The 17,438-nt window shown below is 70.9% G+C and carries 18 protein-coding genes; 12 read left to right on the forward strand and 6 right to left on the reverse strand.

The genetic code is table 11. From position 1 onward, the window contains the following. Positions 1 to 254: 254 nt before the first annotated feature. Positions 255 to 1,280, reverse strand: coding sequence for a TerC/Alx family metal homeostasis membrane protein (locus tag ABD331_RS45085; RefSeq protein WP_344489643.1), 1,026 nt, complete (start codon positions 1,278 to 1,280; stop codon positions 255 to 257). A gap of 245 nt (positions 1,281 to 1,525) precedes the next feature. On the opposite strand from ABD331_RS45085, the gene ABD331_RS45090 reads away from it, so the two are divergent. From ABD331_RS45090 to ABD331_RS45125, 8 genes are all read left to right on the forward strand, one after another. Next, positions 1,526 to 2,134, forward strand: a complete 609-nt coding sequence (locus ABD331_RS45090; RefSeq protein ID WP_344489647.1) for a TetR family transcriptional regulator — start codon at positions 1,526 to 1,528, stop codon at positions 2,132 to 2,134. Positions 2,135 to 2,279: 145 nt separating this feature from the next. After that, positions 2,280 to 4,193, forward strand: a complete 1,914-nt coding sequence (locus ABD331_RS45095) for a primary-amine oxidase (protein WP_344489650.1) — start codon at positions 2,280 to 2,282, stop codon at positions 4,191 to 4,193. A gap of 474 nt (positions 4,194 to 4,667) precedes the next feature. Then, positions 4,668 to 6,170 carry a pyridoxal phosphate-dependent decarboxylase family protein gene (locus tag ABD331_RS45100; protein WP_344489653.1) on the forward strand — a complete coding sequence of 501 codons (1,503 nt, stop codon included), beginning with the start codon at positions 4,668 to 4,670 and terminating at the stop codon, positions 6,168 to 6,170. Beyond that, positions 6,167 to 7,702: a phenylacetate--CoA ligase family protein gene (locus tag ABD331_RS45105; RefSeq protein ID WP_344489655.1), complete on the forward strand. Its 1,536-nt coding sequence runs from the start codon at positions 6,167 to 6,169 to the stop codon at positions 7,700 to 7,702. Before ABD331_RS45100 ends, ABD331_RS45105 begins: the two co-directional genes overlap by 4 nt. 21 nt (positions 7,703 to 7,723) lie before the next feature. Continuing rightward, positions 7,724 to 8,275 (forward strand): hypothetical protein, encoded by a 552-nt coding sequence (locus ABD331_RS45110; RefSeq protein ID WP_344489658.1) that lies wholly within the window; start codon positions 7,724 to 7,726, stop codon positions 8,273 to 8,275. Positions 8,276 to 8,287: 12 nt separating this feature from the next. After that, positions 8,288 to 9,076, forward strand: a complete 789-nt coding sequence (locus ABD331_RS45115) for a hypothetical protein (protein ID WP_344489661.1) — start codon at positions 8,288 to 8,290, stop codon at positions 9,074 to 9,076. Between the two features lie 23 nt (positions 9,077 to 9,099). Next, positions 9,100 to 9,534 carry a hypothetical protein gene (locus tag ABD331_RS45120; protein ID WP_344489664.1) on the forward strand — a complete coding sequence of 145 codons (435 nt, stop codon included), beginning with the start codon at positions 9,100 to 9,102 and terminating at the stop codon, positions 9,532 to 9,534. Positions 9,535 to 9,548: 14 nt separating this feature from the next. Then, on the forward strand, positions 9,549 to 10,112 hold the full coding sequence (locus ABD331_RS45125) for a hypothetical protein (RefSeq protein ID WP_344489667.1): 564 nt from the start codon (positions 9,549 to 9,551) through the stop codon (positions 10,110 to 10,112). A gap of 53 nt (positions 10,113 to 10,165) precedes the next feature. On the opposite strand, the gene ABD331_RS45130 is transcribed toward ABD331_RS45125, so the two are convergent. From ABD331_RS45130 to ABD331_RS45150, 5 genes are all read right to left on the reverse strand, one after another. Next, the gene (locus ABD331_RS45130; protein ID WP_344489670.1) at positions 10,166 to 10,714 is read right to left on the reverse strand and encodes an isochorismatase family protein; all 549 of its coding nucleotides are present in this window, start codon (positions 10,712 to 10,714) and stop codon (positions 10,166 to 10,168) included. Positions 10,715 to 10,786: 72 nt separating this feature from the next. After that, positions 10,787 to 11,794: a LacI family DNA-binding transcriptional regulator gene (locus tag ABD331_RS45135; protein WP_344489673.1), complete on the reverse strand. Its 1,008-nt coding sequence runs from the start codon at positions 11,792 to 11,794 to the stop codon at positions 10,787 to 10,789. 104 nt (positions 11,795 to 11,898) lie between these two features. Then, positions 11,899 to 12,774: a hypothetical protein gene (locus ABD331_RS45140; RefSeq protein WP_344489676.1), complete on the reverse strand. Its 876-nt coding sequence runs from the start codon at positions 12,772 to 12,774 to the stop codon at positions 11,899 to 11,901. Beyond that, complete coding sequence (locus ABD331_RS45145; protein ID WP_344489679.1) at positions 12,771 to 13,940, reverse strand: hypothetical protein; 1,170 nt, start codon at positions 13,938 to 13,940, stop codon at positions 12,771 to 12,773. Before ABD331_RS45145 ends, ABD331_RS45140 begins: the two co-directional genes overlap by 4 nt. Further along, complete coding sequence (locus ABD331_RS45150) at positions 13,933 to 14,502, reverse strand: RNA polymerase sigma factor (protein ID WP_344489682.1); 570 nt, start codon at positions 14,500 to 14,502, stop codon at positions 13,933 to 13,935. Before ABD331_RS45150 ends, ABD331_RS45145 begins: the two co-directional genes overlap by 8 nt. A 221-nt stretch (positions 14,503 to 14,723) precedes the next feature. Between ABD331_RS45150 and ABD331_RS45155 the strand changes: the two genes are divergently transcribed. The 4 genes from ABD331_RS45155 to ABD331_RS45170 all read left to right on the forward strand — a co-directional run bounded on the left by ABD331_RS45155 (position 14,724) and on the right by ABD331_RS45170 (position 17,358). After that, positions 14,724 to 15,305 carry a hypothetical protein gene (locus ABD331_RS45155; protein ID WP_344489685.1) on the forward strand — a complete coding sequence of 194 codons (582 nt, stop codon included), beginning with the start codon at positions 14,724 to 14,726 and terminating at the stop codon, positions 15,303 to 15,305. A gap of 84 nt (positions 15,306 to 15,389) precedes the next feature. Further along, positions 15,390 to 15,560, forward strand: a complete 171-nt coding sequence (locus ABD331_RS45160) for a hypothetical protein (protein WP_344489688.1) — start codon at positions 15,390 to 15,392, stop codon at positions 15,558 to 15,560. A gap of 3 nt (positions 15,561 to 15,563) precedes the next feature. Beyond that, a complete protein-coding gene (locus ABD331_RS45165; RefSeq protein WP_344489691.1) occupies positions 15,564 to 16,694 on the forward strand; it encodes a sensor histidine kinase in 1,131 nt (376 codons plus the stop codon). Positions 16,695 to 16,725: 31 nt separating this feature from the next. After that, positions 16,726 to 17,358, forward strand: a complete 633-nt coding sequence (locus ABD331_RS45170; RefSeq protein WP_344489694.1) for a response regulator transcription factor — start codon at positions 16,726 to 16,728, stop codon at positions 17,356 to 17,358. Positions 17,359 to 17,438: the final 80 nt, after the last annotated feature.

The following is a 17,438-nucleotide window of genomic DNA, read 5'->3' on the forward strand; positions in this document are numbered from 1 at the left end:
TCCCCCACTGACGTTTCCCCGGGCCGCCCCGTGTAGCCCTGCCTCGCGCGCATTGGCGTGGGGGACGGGGTTGCGGGGCGGCAAGGGGCTCGACCGGCGGGTTTGTCGCGTGGCCTGCCGTGGGGCGCGCCGCCGGACGCCCGAGCGGTGCTCTTGCGTGGCGGGCGGGTGCCACTAGTGTGGCGGCGCCGTCCCAACGGGGAGCCCGCGAGGCGGGGTGCGAGTGCCCCGCGGGCGCGTCCGGACGCGGAAGGCTAGCGCTCCCCTGCCGGTTCCTGGATCGCCTCTGGCGTCTCGTCCCCCGCCGCGACGGCGCCGCGCAGCCGGTCACGCCGGTTGGCGAGCAGGCTCGTCACCGTGACGACGACCAGCACCCCCACGATCACCCCGAGCGAGGCCAGTGTCGGGATCTCCGGCACCCACGTCCAGATCCCGTGAGCCCAGTGCAGCACCAGCTTGACCCCGATGAACGCCAGGATGACGCCGAGCCCGTGGTTGAGGTGCCGCAGCTTGGTCAGCACCCCTTGCAGGACGAAGTACAGCGCCCGCAGGCCGAGCAGCGCGAACGCGTTCGTGGCGAAGACCAGGAACGGGTCCTCCGTCACCCCGTACACGGCCGGCACGGAGTCGACGGCGAAGACGATGTCCGTGGCCAGGATGGCGATGGCGGCCAGCGCCAGCGGGGTGAGCGCGAGCCGCCCCCGCTCGCGCACGACGAGCCGCGAGCCGCGGTAGTCGTCGGTGACGGGCACGAAGCGGCGCACCAGCCGGACGGTCCGCATGGAGGAGATGTCCACCTCCTGCTCGCCGCCCTTCAGCACGTCCCGGACGATCTTGCCGGCGGTCACGATGAGGATCGCGCCGAACAGCAGGAACGCCCAGGTGCCGCTCTGCAGCGCGGCGGCGCCGAGCCAGATGAAGACGACCCGCAGCACGAGCGCCCCGACGATGCCGTACAGCAGCACCTGCCTGGCCAGCGCGGACGGCACCGCGAAGGCCGCGAGCAGCAGCATGAAGACGAACAGGTTGTCCACCGACAGCGACTTCTCCACCACGAACCCGGTGAAGAACTCGACCGCCACGCCGCCGCCGTGACCGGCCCACAGGTAGAAGCCGAAGAACACGGGCAGCAGCAGGTAGAAGACCGACCAGCCGACCGACTCGCGCATGCTCTCCTCGCGCGGCCGGCGAGTGATCAGCATGTCCACCACCAGCAGCAGCAACAGGGCCGCGACCGTGATGATCCAGAGTGTGGGTGAAGCGATGGTGCGCAGCTCCAAGGCATGCGAAAATGTCCCCGCGGACATGGGAATACCTCCCTCGAACAGATCCAACCGTTCGAGGTCTCCTTCACCCAAAGGGTGGCCGTCCGGGGACGCGCGGGACGTCCGTACTGACCGGGCCGGCTCTTTGGAAGTACTCCCCTCGCCGGTTCAGAGTAGATCAAACGGGGACATCCCTCCACCCCGAGGAGGCCCTGAAGCCGCTCTTGACGAGATAATTGAACGAAATTTTAAATTCGACCATGGGACGCATCGCGGGAGTCACCGCCGCGGAGACACGTGAGCGGCTGCTGCGCGCCGCCGCCGAGGTCTTCGCCGAGCGCGGCTACGACGGCACGCGCGTGGCGGACATCGCCGCCGCCGCGGGGGTGAGCAACGGCGCCCTGTACGCGCACTTCGGCTCGAAGGCCGAGCTGCTCGTGGCGGCCCTGCGCGCGCACGGGCGCAACCAGCTCGCCAGCCTGTTCGTCGCCGACCCCGACCGGTCGGCCACGGAGCTGCTGCTCGCCATCGGCCGCACGCTGACCCGGCGGCGCGATCCCCTCGGCTACCTGGTGGTCGAGGCGCTGGTCGCGGCGCGCAGGGACGAGGACGTGGCCGGGTCGATGCGCGACTACGTGGGCGAGCGGGCCGAGTGGATCGCCGACCTCGTGGGGGTCGCGCAGGGGGACGGCGAGCTGGACCCCGGGCTGTCGCCGGAGGCGGTGGCGCACTTCTGCCTGCTGCTCGGGATGGGCAGCGCGCTGGTCACGCCGGATCTGCACGGGGTGGCGGACGAGGAGTGGGCGGCGCTCCTGTCCAGGATCGTCAACGCCCTGGCCCCGCAAGGCGGTGACCGGCCCGAGCCCTGATCCGGCGCGCGACGACCCCGGCAGGACGCCGCTCACGGCCCGCCCGGCTCGACGGCCCTGGAAATCACCGCCGTCGTGGTGTTCGCTGACGGCGACGTTCCTCGCCGGTATTCGTCGGCGGAACTCGTCGGCAGAGGGAGAAGCCATGACCGCCACGCCGCACCCGCTCGACCCGCTGTCCCCAGGCGAGATCGCGGCCGCCCGGACCGTGCTGGCAGCCGCCGGGCTGATCAAGGACACCACCCGCTTCGCGTACGCGGGGATCGCGGAGCCGCCCAAGGACGCGCTGCTCACCTACTCGCCCGCCGCCCCGCCCGACCGCAGGGTCAGGGTGCTGCTGCTCGACACCGCCGGGGCCGCGCCCCGCGACGTGGTCGTCTCGCTGACCCGGGGGACGATCGAGTCCGACCGCACGCTGGATCCGGCGCTCGACGGCCAGCCGCCCGTGCTGGACGCGGAGTTCGGGATCGTCGAGGAGGTGCTGGCCACCGACGAGCGGTGGATCGCCGCGCTCAAGACCCGGGGGCTGGACGTCGCCAAGGTCAGGGTGGCGCCGCTCTCGGCGGGCGTGTACGCCGGCGAGTACCCCGGCGAGGCGGGCCGCCGGATCCTGCGCGGGCTCGCCTTCGTGCAGGAGCACGAGAAGGACCACGCCTGGGCGCACCCGGTGGACGGCCTCGTCGCGTACGTGGACGTGCTGAACCGCACGGTGGACCAGGTGATCGACTTCGGCCCGGTGCCGATCCCGTCGGTGTCCGGCAACTTCGACGACGCCGCCGTCACGGGGCCCGCGCGTACCACGCAGCGGCCCATCGAGATCACCCAGCCGGAGGGCCCCAGCTTCACCCTCGACGGCAACCTGCTGCGCTGGGAGAACTGGTCGCTGCGGATCGGCTTCGACGTACGCGAGGGGCTCGTCCTGCACCAGATCGCCTTCCACGACCGCGACGCGGGCCGCGATCGGCCGATCGTGCACCGCGCCTCGATCGCCGAGATGGTCGTGCCCTACGCCGACCCGTCCCCCGTCCGTTCCTGGCAGAACTACTTCGACGTCGGCGAGTACCTCCTCGGCCAGTACGCCAACTCCCTGGAGCGGGGCTGCGACTGCGTCGGCGAGATCACCTACCTCGACGCCGTCATCGCCGACGAGCACGGCGCCGCCCGCACCCTGCCGAACGCGATCTGCCTGCACGAGGAGGACCACGGCATCCTGTGGAAGCACACGGATCTGTGGACGGGTTCCTCGGAGGTGCGCCGCCAGCGCCGCCTGGTGTTGTCGTTCTTCGCCACGGTCGGCAACTACGACTACGGCTTCTACTGGTACCTCTACCTGGACGGCGCCATCGCGTTCGAGGCCAAGGCGACCGGCGTGCTGTTCACCTCGGCCTACCCGCGGGGCGAGTCGGCGTACGCCACGGAGGTCGCGCCCGGCCTGGCCGCGCCCTACCACCAGCACCTGTTCTGCGCCCGCCTCGACATGGCCGTGGACGGGCCCGCCAACCGGGTCGAGGAGGTCGAGCTGGCCCGCGTCCCGATGGGGCCGGGCAACCCGCGCGGCAACGCCTTCACCTTCCGGCGCACTCCCCTGCTGCGGGAGGGGCAGGCGCAGCGCCTGGCCGACCCGGCCGTGCAGCGGGCCTGGCACATCACGAACCCGTCCTCGCTCAACGCGATGGGGCGGCCGGTGGCGTACGTGCTGCAGCCCGAGGGCAAGCCGGTGCTGCTGGCCGATCCCGGCTCCTCCATCGCGGCGCGGGCCGCGTTCGCGACCAGGCACCTGTGGGTCACCGCGTACGACCCGGACGAGCGTTACCCGGCCGGTTTCCTGGTCAACCAGCATCCGGGCGGCGCCGGGCTGCCCGCCTTCGCCGCCGCAGACCGCGACCTCGACGGCCGCTCGCTCGTCGTCTGGCACGTGTTCGGCCTGACCCACCTGCCCCGGCCCGAGGACTGGCCGGTCATGCCGGTGGACCACACGGGATTCACGCTCAAGCCCCATGGTTTCTTCGACCGCAACCCGACCCTGGACGTTCCCGCGCATCACGGGCACGGCGCCTGACTTACCACTCAGCCGGAGCGGCTCCGCGCACTTTTCGGACCGCTCCGGCCGGCTTTTTTATTCGGCCGCGCCATCGGGAAACTCCGGCGGCCGAAAAGAAGTTTCACCGTGTCGTATTGGCGCGACCACGCAGGGGTATGCGGGCTTGATATTATCCCACTCCCTGTGACACGCCTGACACCTATTGCGCTGCCTCCGGATTCATGTTTTGATCCGGCTTGTTTGCAACGCCGGCCTTCTCCCCTCCACTGGCCGGGTCACGGTAAGGATGTACGGCGATTTCCTGCTGTACCGCCCGGACCTCCGCCCGGGGGAATTGGAGGAGCCTTTCCCAGGTGAGCACCGTCATGGTCGCGCACGCCCTTGGGGCCCGGTGGAACGATCGTTAATCACATTCTCCCGCCGGGATATCGGATTTCCATGGCCCAGTTCGGCGTGCGCGAAATTCGGGTGAACATTCAAACGGAGGCTGCGTTGACACAGTGGCTCAAACCGTTCGACGTCCGGTTGTTCCGAGAGAGCTCCGAGACGACTGTGGCCAAGCTGGAGAAACACCTGGCCGATCTCTCGATCAAAGGTCTGTCCCTGACCGAGCCCGCCGTGCTGTCGCGGGCGGCCAGGGCCCTGATGACGACGGAGCGGGAGCACATCGCGGGCCACGACGAGGACCGGCTCGCCGCCATCATCGACCTGTACGTCAGAACAGGCATCCAGGTGCACTCGCCGGGCTACATGGGCCGGCAGTTCTCCAGCACCGTGCCGCTCGCCGGCGTCATCGACTTCGTCAGCTCCGTGGTGAACCAGCCGTCGTCGTTCTACGAGGCCGGCCAGCTCCCCAACGTGGTGGAGAAGATCATGGCCGACGAGCTCAACCGCTTCATCGGCTGGCCGCCGGACAGCTTCGCGATGGTGACGACGTCCGGCGGCTCGCTGGCCAACCTGACCGCGCTGCTGGCCGCCAGGAACGACAGGTTCCCCGGCTTCTGGACGGAGGGCGGCGCCGCCTGCCTGGGCCAGGCCCGTCCGGCCATCGCCGTCGGCGACGACGTGCACTACAGCGTCTCCCGCACGGCGGGCGTCATGGGCATCGGGGAGGCGCAGATCGTCCGCCTCCCGCTGAACGACGAGCAGCAGATCGACATGGACCGGGTACGCCCCGCGCTGGACGCGGCGGAGCGGCGCGGCCTGCGCGTGTTCTGCCTCGTGGCCTCGGCCGGCACCACGTCGGTCGGCGCGTTCGACCCCATCGACCGGCTCGCCGGGGTCGCCGCGGAACGTGACATCTGGCTGCACGTGGACGGCGCGCACGGCGCCAGCCTGCTGGTGTCGGACCAGCTCCGCCACCGGCTCAAGGGCATCGAGCTGGCCGACTCGCTGACCTGGGACGCGCACAAGATGATGTTCACGCCCGCGCCGTGCACGCTGTTGTTCTACCGCGAGAAGGACAAGAGCCGCCGGGCCTTCCGCCAGCGCGCCAGCTACGTCTTCGACGAGGAGCCGGACAGCTACGCCGCGCTGGACAGCGGCGGGAAGACCATCGAGTGCACCAAACGCCCCATGATCATGCCGTTGTGGGTCGTGTGGGCCATGTACGGCAGGGCCCTGTTCGCCGAGAAGATCGAGTACCTGTGCCGGTTGACCAGGGACGTGCACCGCATCCTGCTGGCCGAGCCCGACTTCGAGACCGCGCACTACCCGGAGTCGAACATCCTGTGCTTCCGCTACCGCCCCGGCTGGGTCCGCGACGAGGACGTGCACCGCCTCCAGGTGACGATCAGGGACCGCATCAAGCTCCAGGGCACGTTCTTCATCTCCAAGGTGGACGTCGGCGGCGTCGCCGCGCTGCGCGTCGTGATGATGAACCACCTCATCACCGAGGAGCACTTCCGGATGCTGCTCGCCGAGATCAGGGCGGTCGGCCAGGAGCTGTCCGGCGGCCGGCAGGACGACCAGCAGCACGTGGGAGGACGCCGATGAGCCGGACGACCCCGGATCCGCGCACGCTGGCGGCCAAGCTGATCCCCGAGGAGGAGCTGGCGCCGGCCTCCGCGGAGGCGGTGACCGGGCTGCCGTCCTTCGCGAGCAAGATGCGGGAGTTCGAGCGGGCCTACCGCACGCCGTACAGCGAGCTGCCGCACGAGACGCAGGACGCGCTGGTGCTGCGCCGCCTGCGCCAGCTCGTCAACACCGTGCGGCTCAACCCGGCCTGGCGCGAACGGCTGCGCGCCTGGGGTCCCGACGGGGGCGGGCCGATCACGTACGAGGACTGGCAGGCCATCCCGATGGCCGACAAGGACGTCCAGCGCGACCTGTACATGGAGGGCCGGCCCGGCCTGGTGGTGCCGCTCGACCACGGCGGGTTCGAGGTCGTGGCGAGCGGCGGCACCAGCGGCGGCGCACCGCTGGAGGTCGTGTACGCGCTGCGCGAGCTGCACGACACCTACCGGGTCGCCGGGCGCTTCCTGGGCGCGTACCAGCTCGACCGGCACTTCCAGGAAGACGGCCCGAAGTGGCTGTTCACCACGCTGGCCGACTATCAGATGTGGAGCAGCGGCACCATGGTCGGCGGGGTGCTGCAGCACGTGCCCGGCGTCAACTACATCGGCGCGGGGCCCGTCACCGCCGGGGTGCTGGAGCACATGTTCTCCTACCCGGGGCCGAAGGCGCTGATGGGGATCAGCGCCGGCATCGCGATCCTGGCCGACCTCGGTCAGGGGCTCAAGCGTGAGGCCAGGGAGAGCTTCCGGGTGGCGCTGTACGGCAGCGGCGTGCTCGCGCACCGCAAGCGGGCCGAGCTCAAGGCGCTCTACCCCAACCTGACTATCCTCAGCTACTTCGCCGCGACCCAGGCCGAGACCGTCGGCCTGCAACTGGAGGAGTCCTCGCCGTGCCTGTCGGCGGTGCCGGGCCTGCACCTCGTCGAGATCGTGGACGAGCAGGGCCGCTGGGTCGGGGACGACGAGGAGGGTGAGCTGGTCGTCACCCGCCTGCACGCGCACGAGGCGCCGCTGCTGCGGCTCAAGCTCGGCGACCGCATGATCCGCAGGCCCCGGCTCGGCGGGCCTGGCCCGCGCGCCGAGCGGTTCGAGTTCGCCGGGCGGACCGGCGACGTGCTGCACATCGCCGACAGCCAGTACTCCGCCGCGCGGGCCTACGAGGCGGTACGCGAGGACCTGCGGCTGGTCGCGCCGGTGGACCTGGACGAGGTGGCGCACGAGGTGCAGTTCGTCAACCAGCGCGAGGAGCGCTCGATCACGCTGCTGGCCGCCGTGGACGACGTCGCGGCGCTCACGTACGCGACGGAGGCGGCGATCGGCCCGTACGGCGCGCACCACGTGTTCGTCAACGCGCTGCCCCGCTCGTTGTCGCTGTTCAACCAGGGGGAGGCCAACCCCGCCTCGATCGAGAAGACCGGTTACCGGTTCCACCTGCGGTTCGTGCCGCGCTCGTCCCCGGAGATCGAGCGGACGAACGTCGGCAAGGTGCCGCTGGTCCGCGACAGGGGCTGACCCCCGGAAAGGAGATCGGAAGTGGCCGTGAAACCGCAGGTGAGCATCATCGCCCTGGTGGACGTCATCGGGGCGCTGTCCGACCGCTCGCTGCTCAACGGGAACCTGGTCCTGATCGACGACGGCTCGTTCGCGAGCCGGGCACAGGGGACGCCTGACCTGTGCACCATCGTCCAGCCGGGCCAGGTCGTGCAGTGGACCGCGCTGGCGGTGGACCTGCAGACGCCTGTCGAGATCAAGAACATCGAGTTCCTCCGGCTGCAGCCGCCGCCCGGCGCGCCCGCCTACCCGGCTCCGCAGGCCGGCTGGGAGGGCCCTGCTCCGGCGCCACAGCCCGCCCAGCCCGCGTACGCGGCGGCGGGCCACGGTCCCGGCGCCTTCCCGCCGGGGCCCACCGCCGTGGCGGGCGCCCCCACCACGGAGAGCGAGAAGCTCGACCTGGAGATCTGGGCCGGGGTGGTGCCGTACTACATGGTGCCGGGGGTGGCCTACCGCTACCGGCTGGAGTTCCAGATGTACGAAGGCCCTTACAGCGTGCTGTACGTCGAGACGCCCTCGCTGATGCGGATCTAGGGAAGGAAGCCCATGCCCCAGCAACTCGCGATCATCCTGCTCGTGGACGTCGCCAACGCCCTGGAGACGAAGACGCTGGAGGGGAACACGTACCTGTTCGACAACATGAAGCTGCACGGCTCGGAGGGCGAGGGCACCGGCGAGCTGGTGACCGCGATCCACGGCTCCTACTGGCGCGACGGGTCGCAGGCGAGCGAGCAGGTGCTGAACTGGCTGCCGTACAGCCTGGGCTCCATCCCGCCGACCGTGCCCCGCGGCTACGAGGCCGAGCGGGCCCGCCAGACCGACCGGGAGGCGCTGACCGAGCTCGAAGCCATGGTGCACAAGCCCGCCAACCAGGGGGGCGACGCGGCGGCGCAGCTCAGCCACCTCCAGCAGACGCTCGGCACGCGCGTCAAGAGCACCAGGCGCACGCGCGGTCCCGCCACTCAGAAGATCCTGGACGTGACCGGCAACGTCATCTCCTACGACGGCGCGGCGGCGCACACCTACCCGCCTCCCGTGATCACCGACATCTACGGCGAGGCGGTCGACAAGAAGATCATGTATCCGGCCGAGTACGGCTCCCCCGACATGGTGACCGACGGCTGGTACTGGTCGGCCACCGTGGACTCGACCCGGCCGGGCACGTACACGTACACGATGTCCATCCAGCTCCACCGGCTGCTGATGCAGGGCGGCGACTGGACGTGGGAGCCGGTGGACCTGACCTGCGAGTCCAAGCTCAGGATCGTCTCGGAGCCCAAGCGCAACGCCTTCACCAAGTCGGGCCTGGGCCTGCTGCCCATCCCGCCGGCCTGAACCCCACCCCCCGAGGAGGAACCGTGCCACCCAGAGCGAAGACGCGGGACAACAACAGCAGCAGGGCCCCGATCTCGATCACCGCCGTCCTGGACGCCGTCGGCGCGTTGGCCGCCGGCAGCGTGCGCGGCCACCTGTACCTGTACGACACCAACAAGGCCGGCGGCTCCACCGGCTTCGGCACCGAGGAGCTGCGCACCCGCGTGCACGCCGGGGACCGCGTCCTGTGGAACTGCCTGGCGCTGGAGTGCGAGGCGTTCGTCGGGATCGCCGCCATCGAGGTCGACAAGGACGTGATCGAGCCGGAGCGCAAGGTGTATCCGGGCACCGACGTCGCGTACTGGATCGGGACCGTCAAGAAGGACGACATCGACGTGGTCCCGTACCGGATCAAGTTCCTGGTCGGAACGCGCACCGAGCCGATCGTCACCACGCTGTCGCCCACGCTGGTGGGCTGAAGGAGGCAACGCCGATGGTCATGCCAGCCACCAGGGCGAGCTCCGGCAAGGTCGAGAAGCAGAACCCCGGGCAGCTCAACTCCGTCCAGCTCAACATCGTCACGCTCGTGGACATGGAGAAGGCCACCGAGCACAAGTCGCTGGCCGGCTCCATGTACATGGTGGACAACAGCGTGGGCGGCTCAGGCCAGGGCACCGCGCGGCTCGAAACGGTCTGCAAGCCGGGCCAGGTGCTCAACTGGATCATCCGGCCGATCGACATGGAACGGCGCCGCGACGGCACCTGGCCGCCCATGCCGAAGATCAACAACATCGTCTTCCTGGACGTCGAGGCGGGTGACGAGGAGGACGTCGCCGAGAAGAAGGTGTGCATCGAGCTGAAGATCTACGGTGCGCCCGACCGCATGCGGGACGACCTGACGCCCGTCTACTACTACTGGGCCGGCACCGTCCTGCCCAGCCTCAGGCCCGGCACCTACCGGTACCGGCTGGTCGTGGAGCTGGAGCAGGAGGACAAGAAGGAACGGCTCTACCTCAACACCGAGGGACACCCGTCGATCAGGGTGATCCCCGTCTGAGCGCCCGGCGGCGGACGGGTGGACGGCGCCGTCCACCCGTCCGCCGCCCGGCATCACACCTTGCCGGCGAGCAGCGCGACGGCGTCCTCGGTGGTGGTCACCGTCGAGAACACCGCGCCCTGGACGGCCGCGACCGTGCGATGCAGATCCTGGGCGGTGATATTGCCCAGGCTGAATTCGCTGATCGCGTCGTCCACGTAAAAGACTTTGTAACCGAGCTGCACCGCCTCGCGGGAGGTCGTGTCGCAGCAGATGAACGAGGTGAATCCACAGATCACCACCCGGTCCACCTGCTGGGCGCGCAGGAACCGGTCCAGATCGGGATTCGAGAACGAGCCGATGTAATGTTTGGTGACCACCAATTCGTCCGGCAGCGGCCGGACACTGTCGACGAAGTCGATCCCCGGGCTGCCCGCGTCGAAACTCTGATCCCCGGGCACTTTGCTGATGTGGCGGACGTGCACCACCGTGGCGACGTCACTCGATCGCGCGGTTTCCAGCAGGCGTTTGATGTTGCCGATCGCCTGATCGAATCTCTCGACGGGCAGTGAGCCGGAACGGGAGTATTCCTGCTGCGCATCGATGACAAGGAGCGCAATCATGCTTCTCCTTCGAGCTGTCGGCGAATTGCCGAACGAATTATTCCCGGGGCGATGAACGAAAAACCGGGAAAACTAATTCGCCCGGACGCGCGCCGTCGTCGAGGCGCGGGCGACCAGGTCGGGCTGGAAGATGACCTGGCGGTGCTCGTGGTCGCCCGCCCGGTTGGCCTCCTCCAGCAGCAGCGTGGCCGCCGTGTGGCCGAGCTGCTCGCGCGGCTGCCTGATCGACGACAGCGGCACCGCCGCCGCCGCGGCGAAGTCGATGTCGTCGTACCCGATGATGGCCAGGTCGGCGGGCACCCGCAGGCCGCGCAGCGTCATCTCCTGCAGCACCCCGATCGCCACCAGGTCGTTGGCGCAGAAGACCGCGGTGGGCCGCTCGCCGGGGGGCAGATCCGCGATCTCCTTGCCGACCGTGCGGCCGGTGGCCACCGTCAGGTCGGGTAACGGGATCACGGTCAGCGTGTCGTCAGGGCCGAGCACGCCCGCCAGGCCGTCGCGCCGCTCGCGCACCTGGCGGACCGTGAGCGGGCCGCCCGCGAAGGCGATGCGGCTGTGCCCCCGCTCGCGCAGGTGCTCGCCCGCCAGCCGGCCCCCCAGCACGTCGTCCACCGCGACCGCGCAGCCGCCGCTGTGGCTGGCCGAGCTGTCGAAGCGCACCACCGGGATGCCGCGCGAGACGAGCCTGCTCAGCCGCTCCTCCTCGCCGCTGTCGTTCACCGGCGTGATCAGCACGCCCATCGGCCGCTGCTCCTCGAACGTCTCCAGCAGCCCCGCCTCGCGGTGGGCGTCCTTGTTGCTGTTGAACACCATCACCGTGACGTCCGCCCGCTGGGCGGCGGTCTCCACGCCGCGCAGGACGTCGATGAAGAACGGGTTGCCGAAGTCGAGCGCGACCACCCCGATGATGCGGCTGCGCCCCGCCCGCAACTGCCTCGCGGAGCCGTTGCGCACGTAGCCGAGCCGCTCGATCGCCTCCCGCACCCGTCGCAGGGTGTCGGGCGCGACCATCTCCGGCCGGTTGAGCACGTTGCTCACGGTGCCGACGGAGACCCCGGCCAGCCGGGCGACCTCTTTCATGCTCGACATCGTTCCTCGAGTCCCGTGAGCGGCGCGAGCGTGTTGTCCGATGTGATCATAGCGCAGCCGCTCAAGGGGGTTTGGAACGATTTGGGTACGCTCGCTCAGCCGGCGGCGGGCACGGCGGGCTTCTCGTTCGTCCAGCCCGCCTCGTACGTGGTGTCCCTGGTCCCGGCCTTGCCGCCGGTGAGCTCGAGGTGCTGGGCCAGCAGCGTCATGGCCTTGGTGTCCACGATGACCTGCGTGCGCGCCGCGTCCTTGGTGACCGGCAGGCTCAGCTTCTGACCGGCGCGGCCCAGCGAGTCCTTCGCCTGGCCGAGGTCGGTGACGCCCTTGGTGGTCTTCAGCGCCTCGTACACGGCGCCGCGCGTCCGCTCCGCCACCGGGCTCTGGTAGAGGAGCTGGACGAGGTACTCGGCCACGTACCGGTCCCTCTCGGCCACCCAGTCGTTCCTCGTGGCCTTCGGCGCGTCGGTCCTGGCGTCCTCCACGGCCTGGTCGATGAACTGATCCACCCTCTTCCCGACGAACGCCCTGATGCCGGCGGCGTCGGCGGGCAGCCCCTGGAGCTGCTGATAGGTGATCGGTCTCTCCCCCAGCATGAACACGCTGTCACGGGCGCTCTGCCTCTTCACCCAGCCCTTGCCCGGCTTGGTGGACAGCGAGATCTTCATGCCCTCGGTGCGGTACGTCCACGAGTCCGGCGAGCCGTCCTTCTTCCAGGCCGCCTCGTCCTGCGGCGTCTTCGGCCAGGCGCCCAGCGGCCGGTAACCGAACCACGACCTGTTGTCCCTGGTCGTCCAGGTGACCGACGCCCGCCGCTCCACCAGCCGGTAACCGCTGCCCACGGGGCGGCCGTGGTCCATGGTCAGGATCTCCTTGACCCGCCAGTACGCGCCTTCCGGCTCCGCCGCCCGGGCGGGCGCCGCGCCCAGCGCCAGGCCGGCCATCGTCGCCACCGCGACTGCGAGAACTCTCATTTCGACTCCTTCTTCAGAGGGTTGTCATCCGTCCAGACGCTCTCCCGGATCGCCGTGTACTCCAGGAGCCGCCCGTCGGGGGCGGTGCGCGTCTCGATCGACAGGGGCTTTCCCGTGGCGGGATCGATCACCAGCCGCGTCCGGGTCTCCCCCGCGTACCCGGTGACCGGCAGCTCGTCCGACCGGTACTCCAGCGCCTCCCCCGGCCGCCCGAGCACGTCCGTCACGGCTCCGGCGGCCGTCACGCCCGGCAGAGAGGCGAGCAGCCGGTACGCGGCCGCCCTCGTCCCGCTCGTCACCGGCGCGTAGACCAGCAGCCGGACGACGTGGTCGACCAGCGCGCGGTCGTCCACGCCCGCCCCGTACCTGGCACGCAGCCCCTCAGGCGTGTCCGGGACGTCGTTCATCCTGGTCAGCGGCTCGCCGGCGAGCACCACCCGGAAGTCCCAGTCCTCGCTCGACCACGTCCGCGCCCGGCCCGCCGCGCCGTTCACGACGCCGTCCGCCCGCTCGTCCGTGACGAGACCGGGCGGGTTCGCCCCGTATCGCCACGACCCGGGCGAGCCGTCCGCCCGCCAGGCCTCCGCGTCCCGCTCACTCACGGGCTCGGCCCCCAGGTACCTGGTGCGGTACCAGGTGCGGGTCTCGGGATCGGCGGGGATCCACACCTCGGCCGACTCGCTCTGGCGCAGCCGGTACCGGTGCCCTGGGTCGTCGAACTCACGCCCGTTCACCAGGGTGCTGCCCCACCAAGCGCCTTCGTCCGGCTGCCTGGCGACCGTCTCGGCCGCCGCGAGCAACATCCGGTCCGCCCCCAGCGGCGCGACCGCGACCGGCTTCACCGCCTGCTCGCCGACCTGCGACGCGGGTGCGGCCGAGGCGACCACCGAGGCGACCACCACGGCCGCCGCCGCGACCGCGCCCGCCAGAGCCGTCCCCGCGCCCGCCCAGCGCCTCCCGCGCAGCGCCCGCTTCCGAACGGACACGCCGCCCAGCGCCCGCTTCCGCACGGACACGCCGCCCAGCGCCCGCTCCTGCGCGGACACGCCGCCCGGCGCCCGCTCTTGGGCGAACGCGGCGTTCAGCCGCTCACGACCGGCCTTCTCCACCTCGGGGTCCAAGGGGGGCGCGGGCAGCAGGTCGCGCACCGCCCGGTAGTCATCCATCGTTTCCTCCAGACAGCGGGTTGACGCCGCCCAGGGCGGCACGGAGCTTCCTGCGTACGCGGGACAGGCGGGAGCCGACGGTGCCGTACGGGATGCCGAGCGCCGTGGCCACCTCGTCGTGGCTCAGCCCGCCCAGCGCGCTGAGCAGCAGCACGTCGCGGTCGCCGTCGGACAGCGCCCCCAGCTCGGCCGCCAGCCGCGCCTGCTCGCTCTCGGCGTCCACGCGGCTGATGACCCGCTCCTCGTGGCCGTGCTCGGGCCGCTCCCCGGCCGCCGAGCTGCGGCGCAGCGCCGCCAGCTTCCTCGTCTCCGCGCGCCGGTGCAGGCCGATCAGGTTCGTGGCGATGCCGTACAACCACGGGCGTACCTCGCCGCGTTCCGCGTCGAAGGTCTCACGCTTCCTGAACGCGGTGAGGAACACCTCGGACGCGAGATCGTCGGCCGCCTGCTGGTCGAGCCGCCGCCCCAGATAGGCGTGGATCTCGGCGAAGTACCGGTCGTAGATCTCGCCGAACCGCTCCGGCCTGCGGTACGACGCCTCCAGCAGTTCCGCATCGCTCATCGCCCCCTGTTGGGTGAGCCGGCGTGGAGCCGTCATGTTGGCAGTCACACCTGTACTCAACCGAAGGGCCTGATTCCTTTCACACCCGGCTTCGCCCCGAGGCCGGTGATCTTCATAGGATGGGCTTGACCCACGAGTCCATCCATGCCTAGATCGAGGGACTCATCCGCCCCGCGCCCTGGAGGACACCCCCGCATGGCATCGGCAGGAACGTGCCGCAAGTGCTGACCGACCAGGCCGAGGAGCGGCGCCGCCGCCGGGGGCTGGCCCTGCGGGTCTCCACCCTGCTGGTGGGCGTACTGAACCTGGCGCTCGCCGCCGTCCTGATCGCCCTGCCCGGCAGTTCCACCTCGTTCGACCCCTTACCCACCCCGGGCGCCGGCGCGGAGTCCCGCGGGGAGACACGCGAAGACGTCCGCACCGGCCGCCCGGTCGCCGCCACCAGCCCGCGCTCGGCCCCCGCCCCGGTCGCGCCCACCAGCCCGCGCTCGGCCCCCGCCCCGATCGCGCCCACCACCGGCGCGGCTCCCCCATCCCCTTCGCAGGCCACTCCACGCCCCAGTCGCAGCCCCGTGCGCAAGGCGGGCGCGGTGCCGCCGTCGGCGGGCGTGCGTGAGGCGTCGAAGCCCGGCCCGGCCGTCTCACCGTCGGCCGGTCAGGGAGCCCAGGCGGCCCGCCCGGACAGGACCCCGGCCCCGGCCGTCGCCCCCAGCCCGGCGAGCGTCACTCCGAGCCGCACCCGCCAGCCGCCGGGCAGGGTCCGCGGAAACGGCCCCGCCCGCTCCCAGGGCGACTCCGAATAGGAGGAGGGCGGCCGGCCGTCTCCACCCCCATCTCCACCTTTCCGACGTGCCGCTCCACCCACCCGCTTCCCTAGCGTTCCTGGCATGGACAAAGGGCTTCAACTGCTGCAGCGCCTGCTGGACGCCAACGGAGGCAAAGTGAACGGGAAGTTCCTGATCGCGGTCGCCGTGGTGGCCGTGATCGTGGTCATCGGGTTCGTGGCGTTCCGCCTTATCTTGGTGGACATGATTCTCAGCCTGCGGGACTCCCGGTAGCTCATGCGCGAGGTGTGGGGGCGGGTCACGCGGCTGCTGGCCGCCGACGACCCCGAGACGGGGCGGCTGACCAGGGCCCTGCTGACGCTGGTGCTCGCCTGGTCGCTGGTGGTCGCCTCGCCGGAGCGGTCGGCGGCACCGGTGTGGTCGGCGCTGGCAGTCTCGATGGCCTGCTGGCTGGCCTTCGTCCTGTTCGACGGCCGCTTCTCGCCGCCCGCCACGCCCCTGCTCGCGATCGGGTCCGCCGTGGCGGCCACGGTGGCGGGGTCGGAGTCGGCGGCGCCCACGGTGTTCCTGTTCGCGATGCTGCTGCTGTACGCGGCGCATCTCACGCCGAGCATGACGGCCATCTGCCTGGTCACCGCGATCGACCTGGCGTTGATGGCCGCAAGCCTGACCTGGTTCGACCGGCCCCGCGCGTCGATCGTGGTGCAGGGCGCGGTGCTGGTGTGCGTGGTGCTGTTCGCGCTGCACCGCCGCCAGTACCGCCGCGCCTTGCAGGACCGGGCCCGCGCCATGGCCCTGGACGAGCGGGCCCGCATCGCCCGGGAGCTGCACGACGTGCTCGCGCATTCGCTGGGAGCGCTGGGCGTCCAACTGGACGTGGCCGAGGCGCTGCTGACCGAGCGGGGGGACGTGGCGGGTGCGGCGGCCCGCATCCGCCGCTCGCGCGGGCTCGCCAGGGAGGGGCTGGTGGAGGCGCGGGCGGCGGTGGCGGCCCTGCGCGAGGACGTACCCCCGTTGCCGGACGCCCTCGGCCTCCTGGTGACCGAACATCGCCGGGACCACTGCGTACAAGCCGAGCTGCGGACGACCGGGACGCGGCGGCCGATCACCCCGGCGGCCGAGGTCTGCCTCCTGCGCACGGCCCGCGAGGCTCTCACCAACGCCGCCAAGCACGCTCCTGCCCAGCCGGTCACCTTCGACCTGTCCTACGGCGAGCGGTCCGTCCACCTGACGGTCCGCAACCCGCTTCCGGCCCAGGCGCACGAGGCGGAACATCCAGCGGAGCGGCCCAGGTTCGGGCTGGCCGGGATGCGGGAGCGGGTGGTGCTGACGGGCGGGACGTTGACCGCCGGCCCGATCGGCGGAATGTGGGAGGTTCGGGCGGAGCTGCCGGAGGTGCGTGAGTGAGAGTGCGGAGGCTGTGGTCGGAGGTGCCGGGGTGAGGGTGCTGGTCGTGGACGATCAGCAGGTGATGCGCGAAGGCCTCGTGGCGCTGCTGGGCCTGATGGACGGCGTCGAGGTCGCTGGGGACGCCGGCCAGGGTGAGGAGGCGCTGAGGCTGGTGGCGGAGTCTCGGCCGGACGTGGTGCTGATGGATCTGCGGATGCCGGTCATGGACGGCGTGGAGGCCACGCGGCGGATCGTCCGCGAGTATCCGGATGTGGCCGTCGTGGTACTGACCACGTACGACGACGATCGGTCGGTGGACGCGGCGCTGCTGGCGGGGGCGCGCGGTTACCTGACCAAGGACGCGGGACGGGCCGAGATCGCCGCGGCGCTGCGCTCGGCCGCCGCGGGGCAGTCCACGTTCTCGCCTGTGGCGGCGAAGCGGCTGGTGGAGGTGCTGTCGCGGAGTGCCGCCGAGCCGGTGACCGAATGTCCGGACGGGTTGACGGCGCGGGAGGTGGAGGTGCTGCGGCTGATCGCGCGCGGGCTCAGCAACACCGAGATGGCCGCCCGGCTGTTCATCGCGGGGACGACGGTGAAGACGCACATCAACAACGCGTTCGCCAAGATCGGCGTGCGTAACCGCACCGAGGCCGCCAACTACGTCCGTGACCGGTTCCTCTGATCGGGCCTCGGCGAGCTCTACCCCTGCGACGACGTGGCCGACTGGTCCATCTCCATCCAGACCACGCTCCGGCCTCGATC

The organism is Nonomuraea monospora (assembly GCF_039531895.1).
Lineage (GTDB): Bacteria > Actinomycetota > Actinomycetes > Streptosporangiales > Streptosporangiaceae > Nonomuraea > Nonomuraea monospora.

Coding starts and splice junctions, on each gene's coding strand:
- ABD331_RS45090 (WP_344489647.1), top strand. CDS start 1,526: ATGGGACGCATCGCGGGAGTCACCGCCGCGGAGACACGTGAGCGGCTG.
- ABD331_RS45095 (WP_344489650.1), top strand. CDS start 2,280: ATGACCGCCACGCCGCACCCGCTCGACCCGCTGTCCCCAGGCGAGATC.
- ABD331_RS45105 (WP_344489655.1), top strand. CDS start 6,167: ATGAGCCGGACGACCCCGGATCCGCGCACGCTGGCGGCCAAGCTGATC.
- ABD331_RS45115 (WP_344489661.1), top strand. CDS start 8,288: ATGCCCCAGCAACTCGCGATCATCCTGCTCGTGGACGTCGCCAACGCC.
- ABD331_RS45125 (WP_344489667.1), top strand. CDS start 9,549: ATGGTCATGCCAGCCACCAGGGCGAGCTCCGGCAAGGTCGAGAAGCAG.
- ABD331_RS45130 (WP_344489670.1), bottom strand. CDS start 10,714: ATGATTGCGCTCCTTGTCATCGATGCGCAGCAGGAATACTCCCGTTCC.
- ABD331_RS45135 (WP_344489673.1), bottom strand. CDS start 11,794: ATGAAAGAGGTCGCCCGGCTGGCCGGGGTCTCCGTCGGCACCGTGAGC.
- ABD331_RS45140 (WP_344489676.1), bottom strand. CDS start 12,774: ATGAGAGTTCTCGCAGTCGCGGTGGCGACGATGGCCGGCCTGGCGCTG.
- ABD331_RS45145 (WP_344489679.1), bottom strand. CDS start 13,940: ATGGATGACTACCGGGCGGTGCGCGACCTGCTGCCCGCGCCCCCCTTG.
- ABD331_RS45150 (WP_344489682.1), bottom strand. CDS start 14,502: ATGAGCGATGCGGAACTGCTGGAGGCGTCGTACCGCAGGCCGGAGCGG.
- ABD331_RS45160 (WP_344489688.1), top strand. CDS start 15,390: ATGGACAAAGGGCTTCAACTGCTGCAGCGCCTGCTGGACGCCAACGGA.
- ABD331_RS45165 (WP_344489691.1), top strand. CDS start 15,564: ATGCGCGAGGTGTGGGGGCGGGTCACGCGGCTGCTGGCCGCCGACGAC.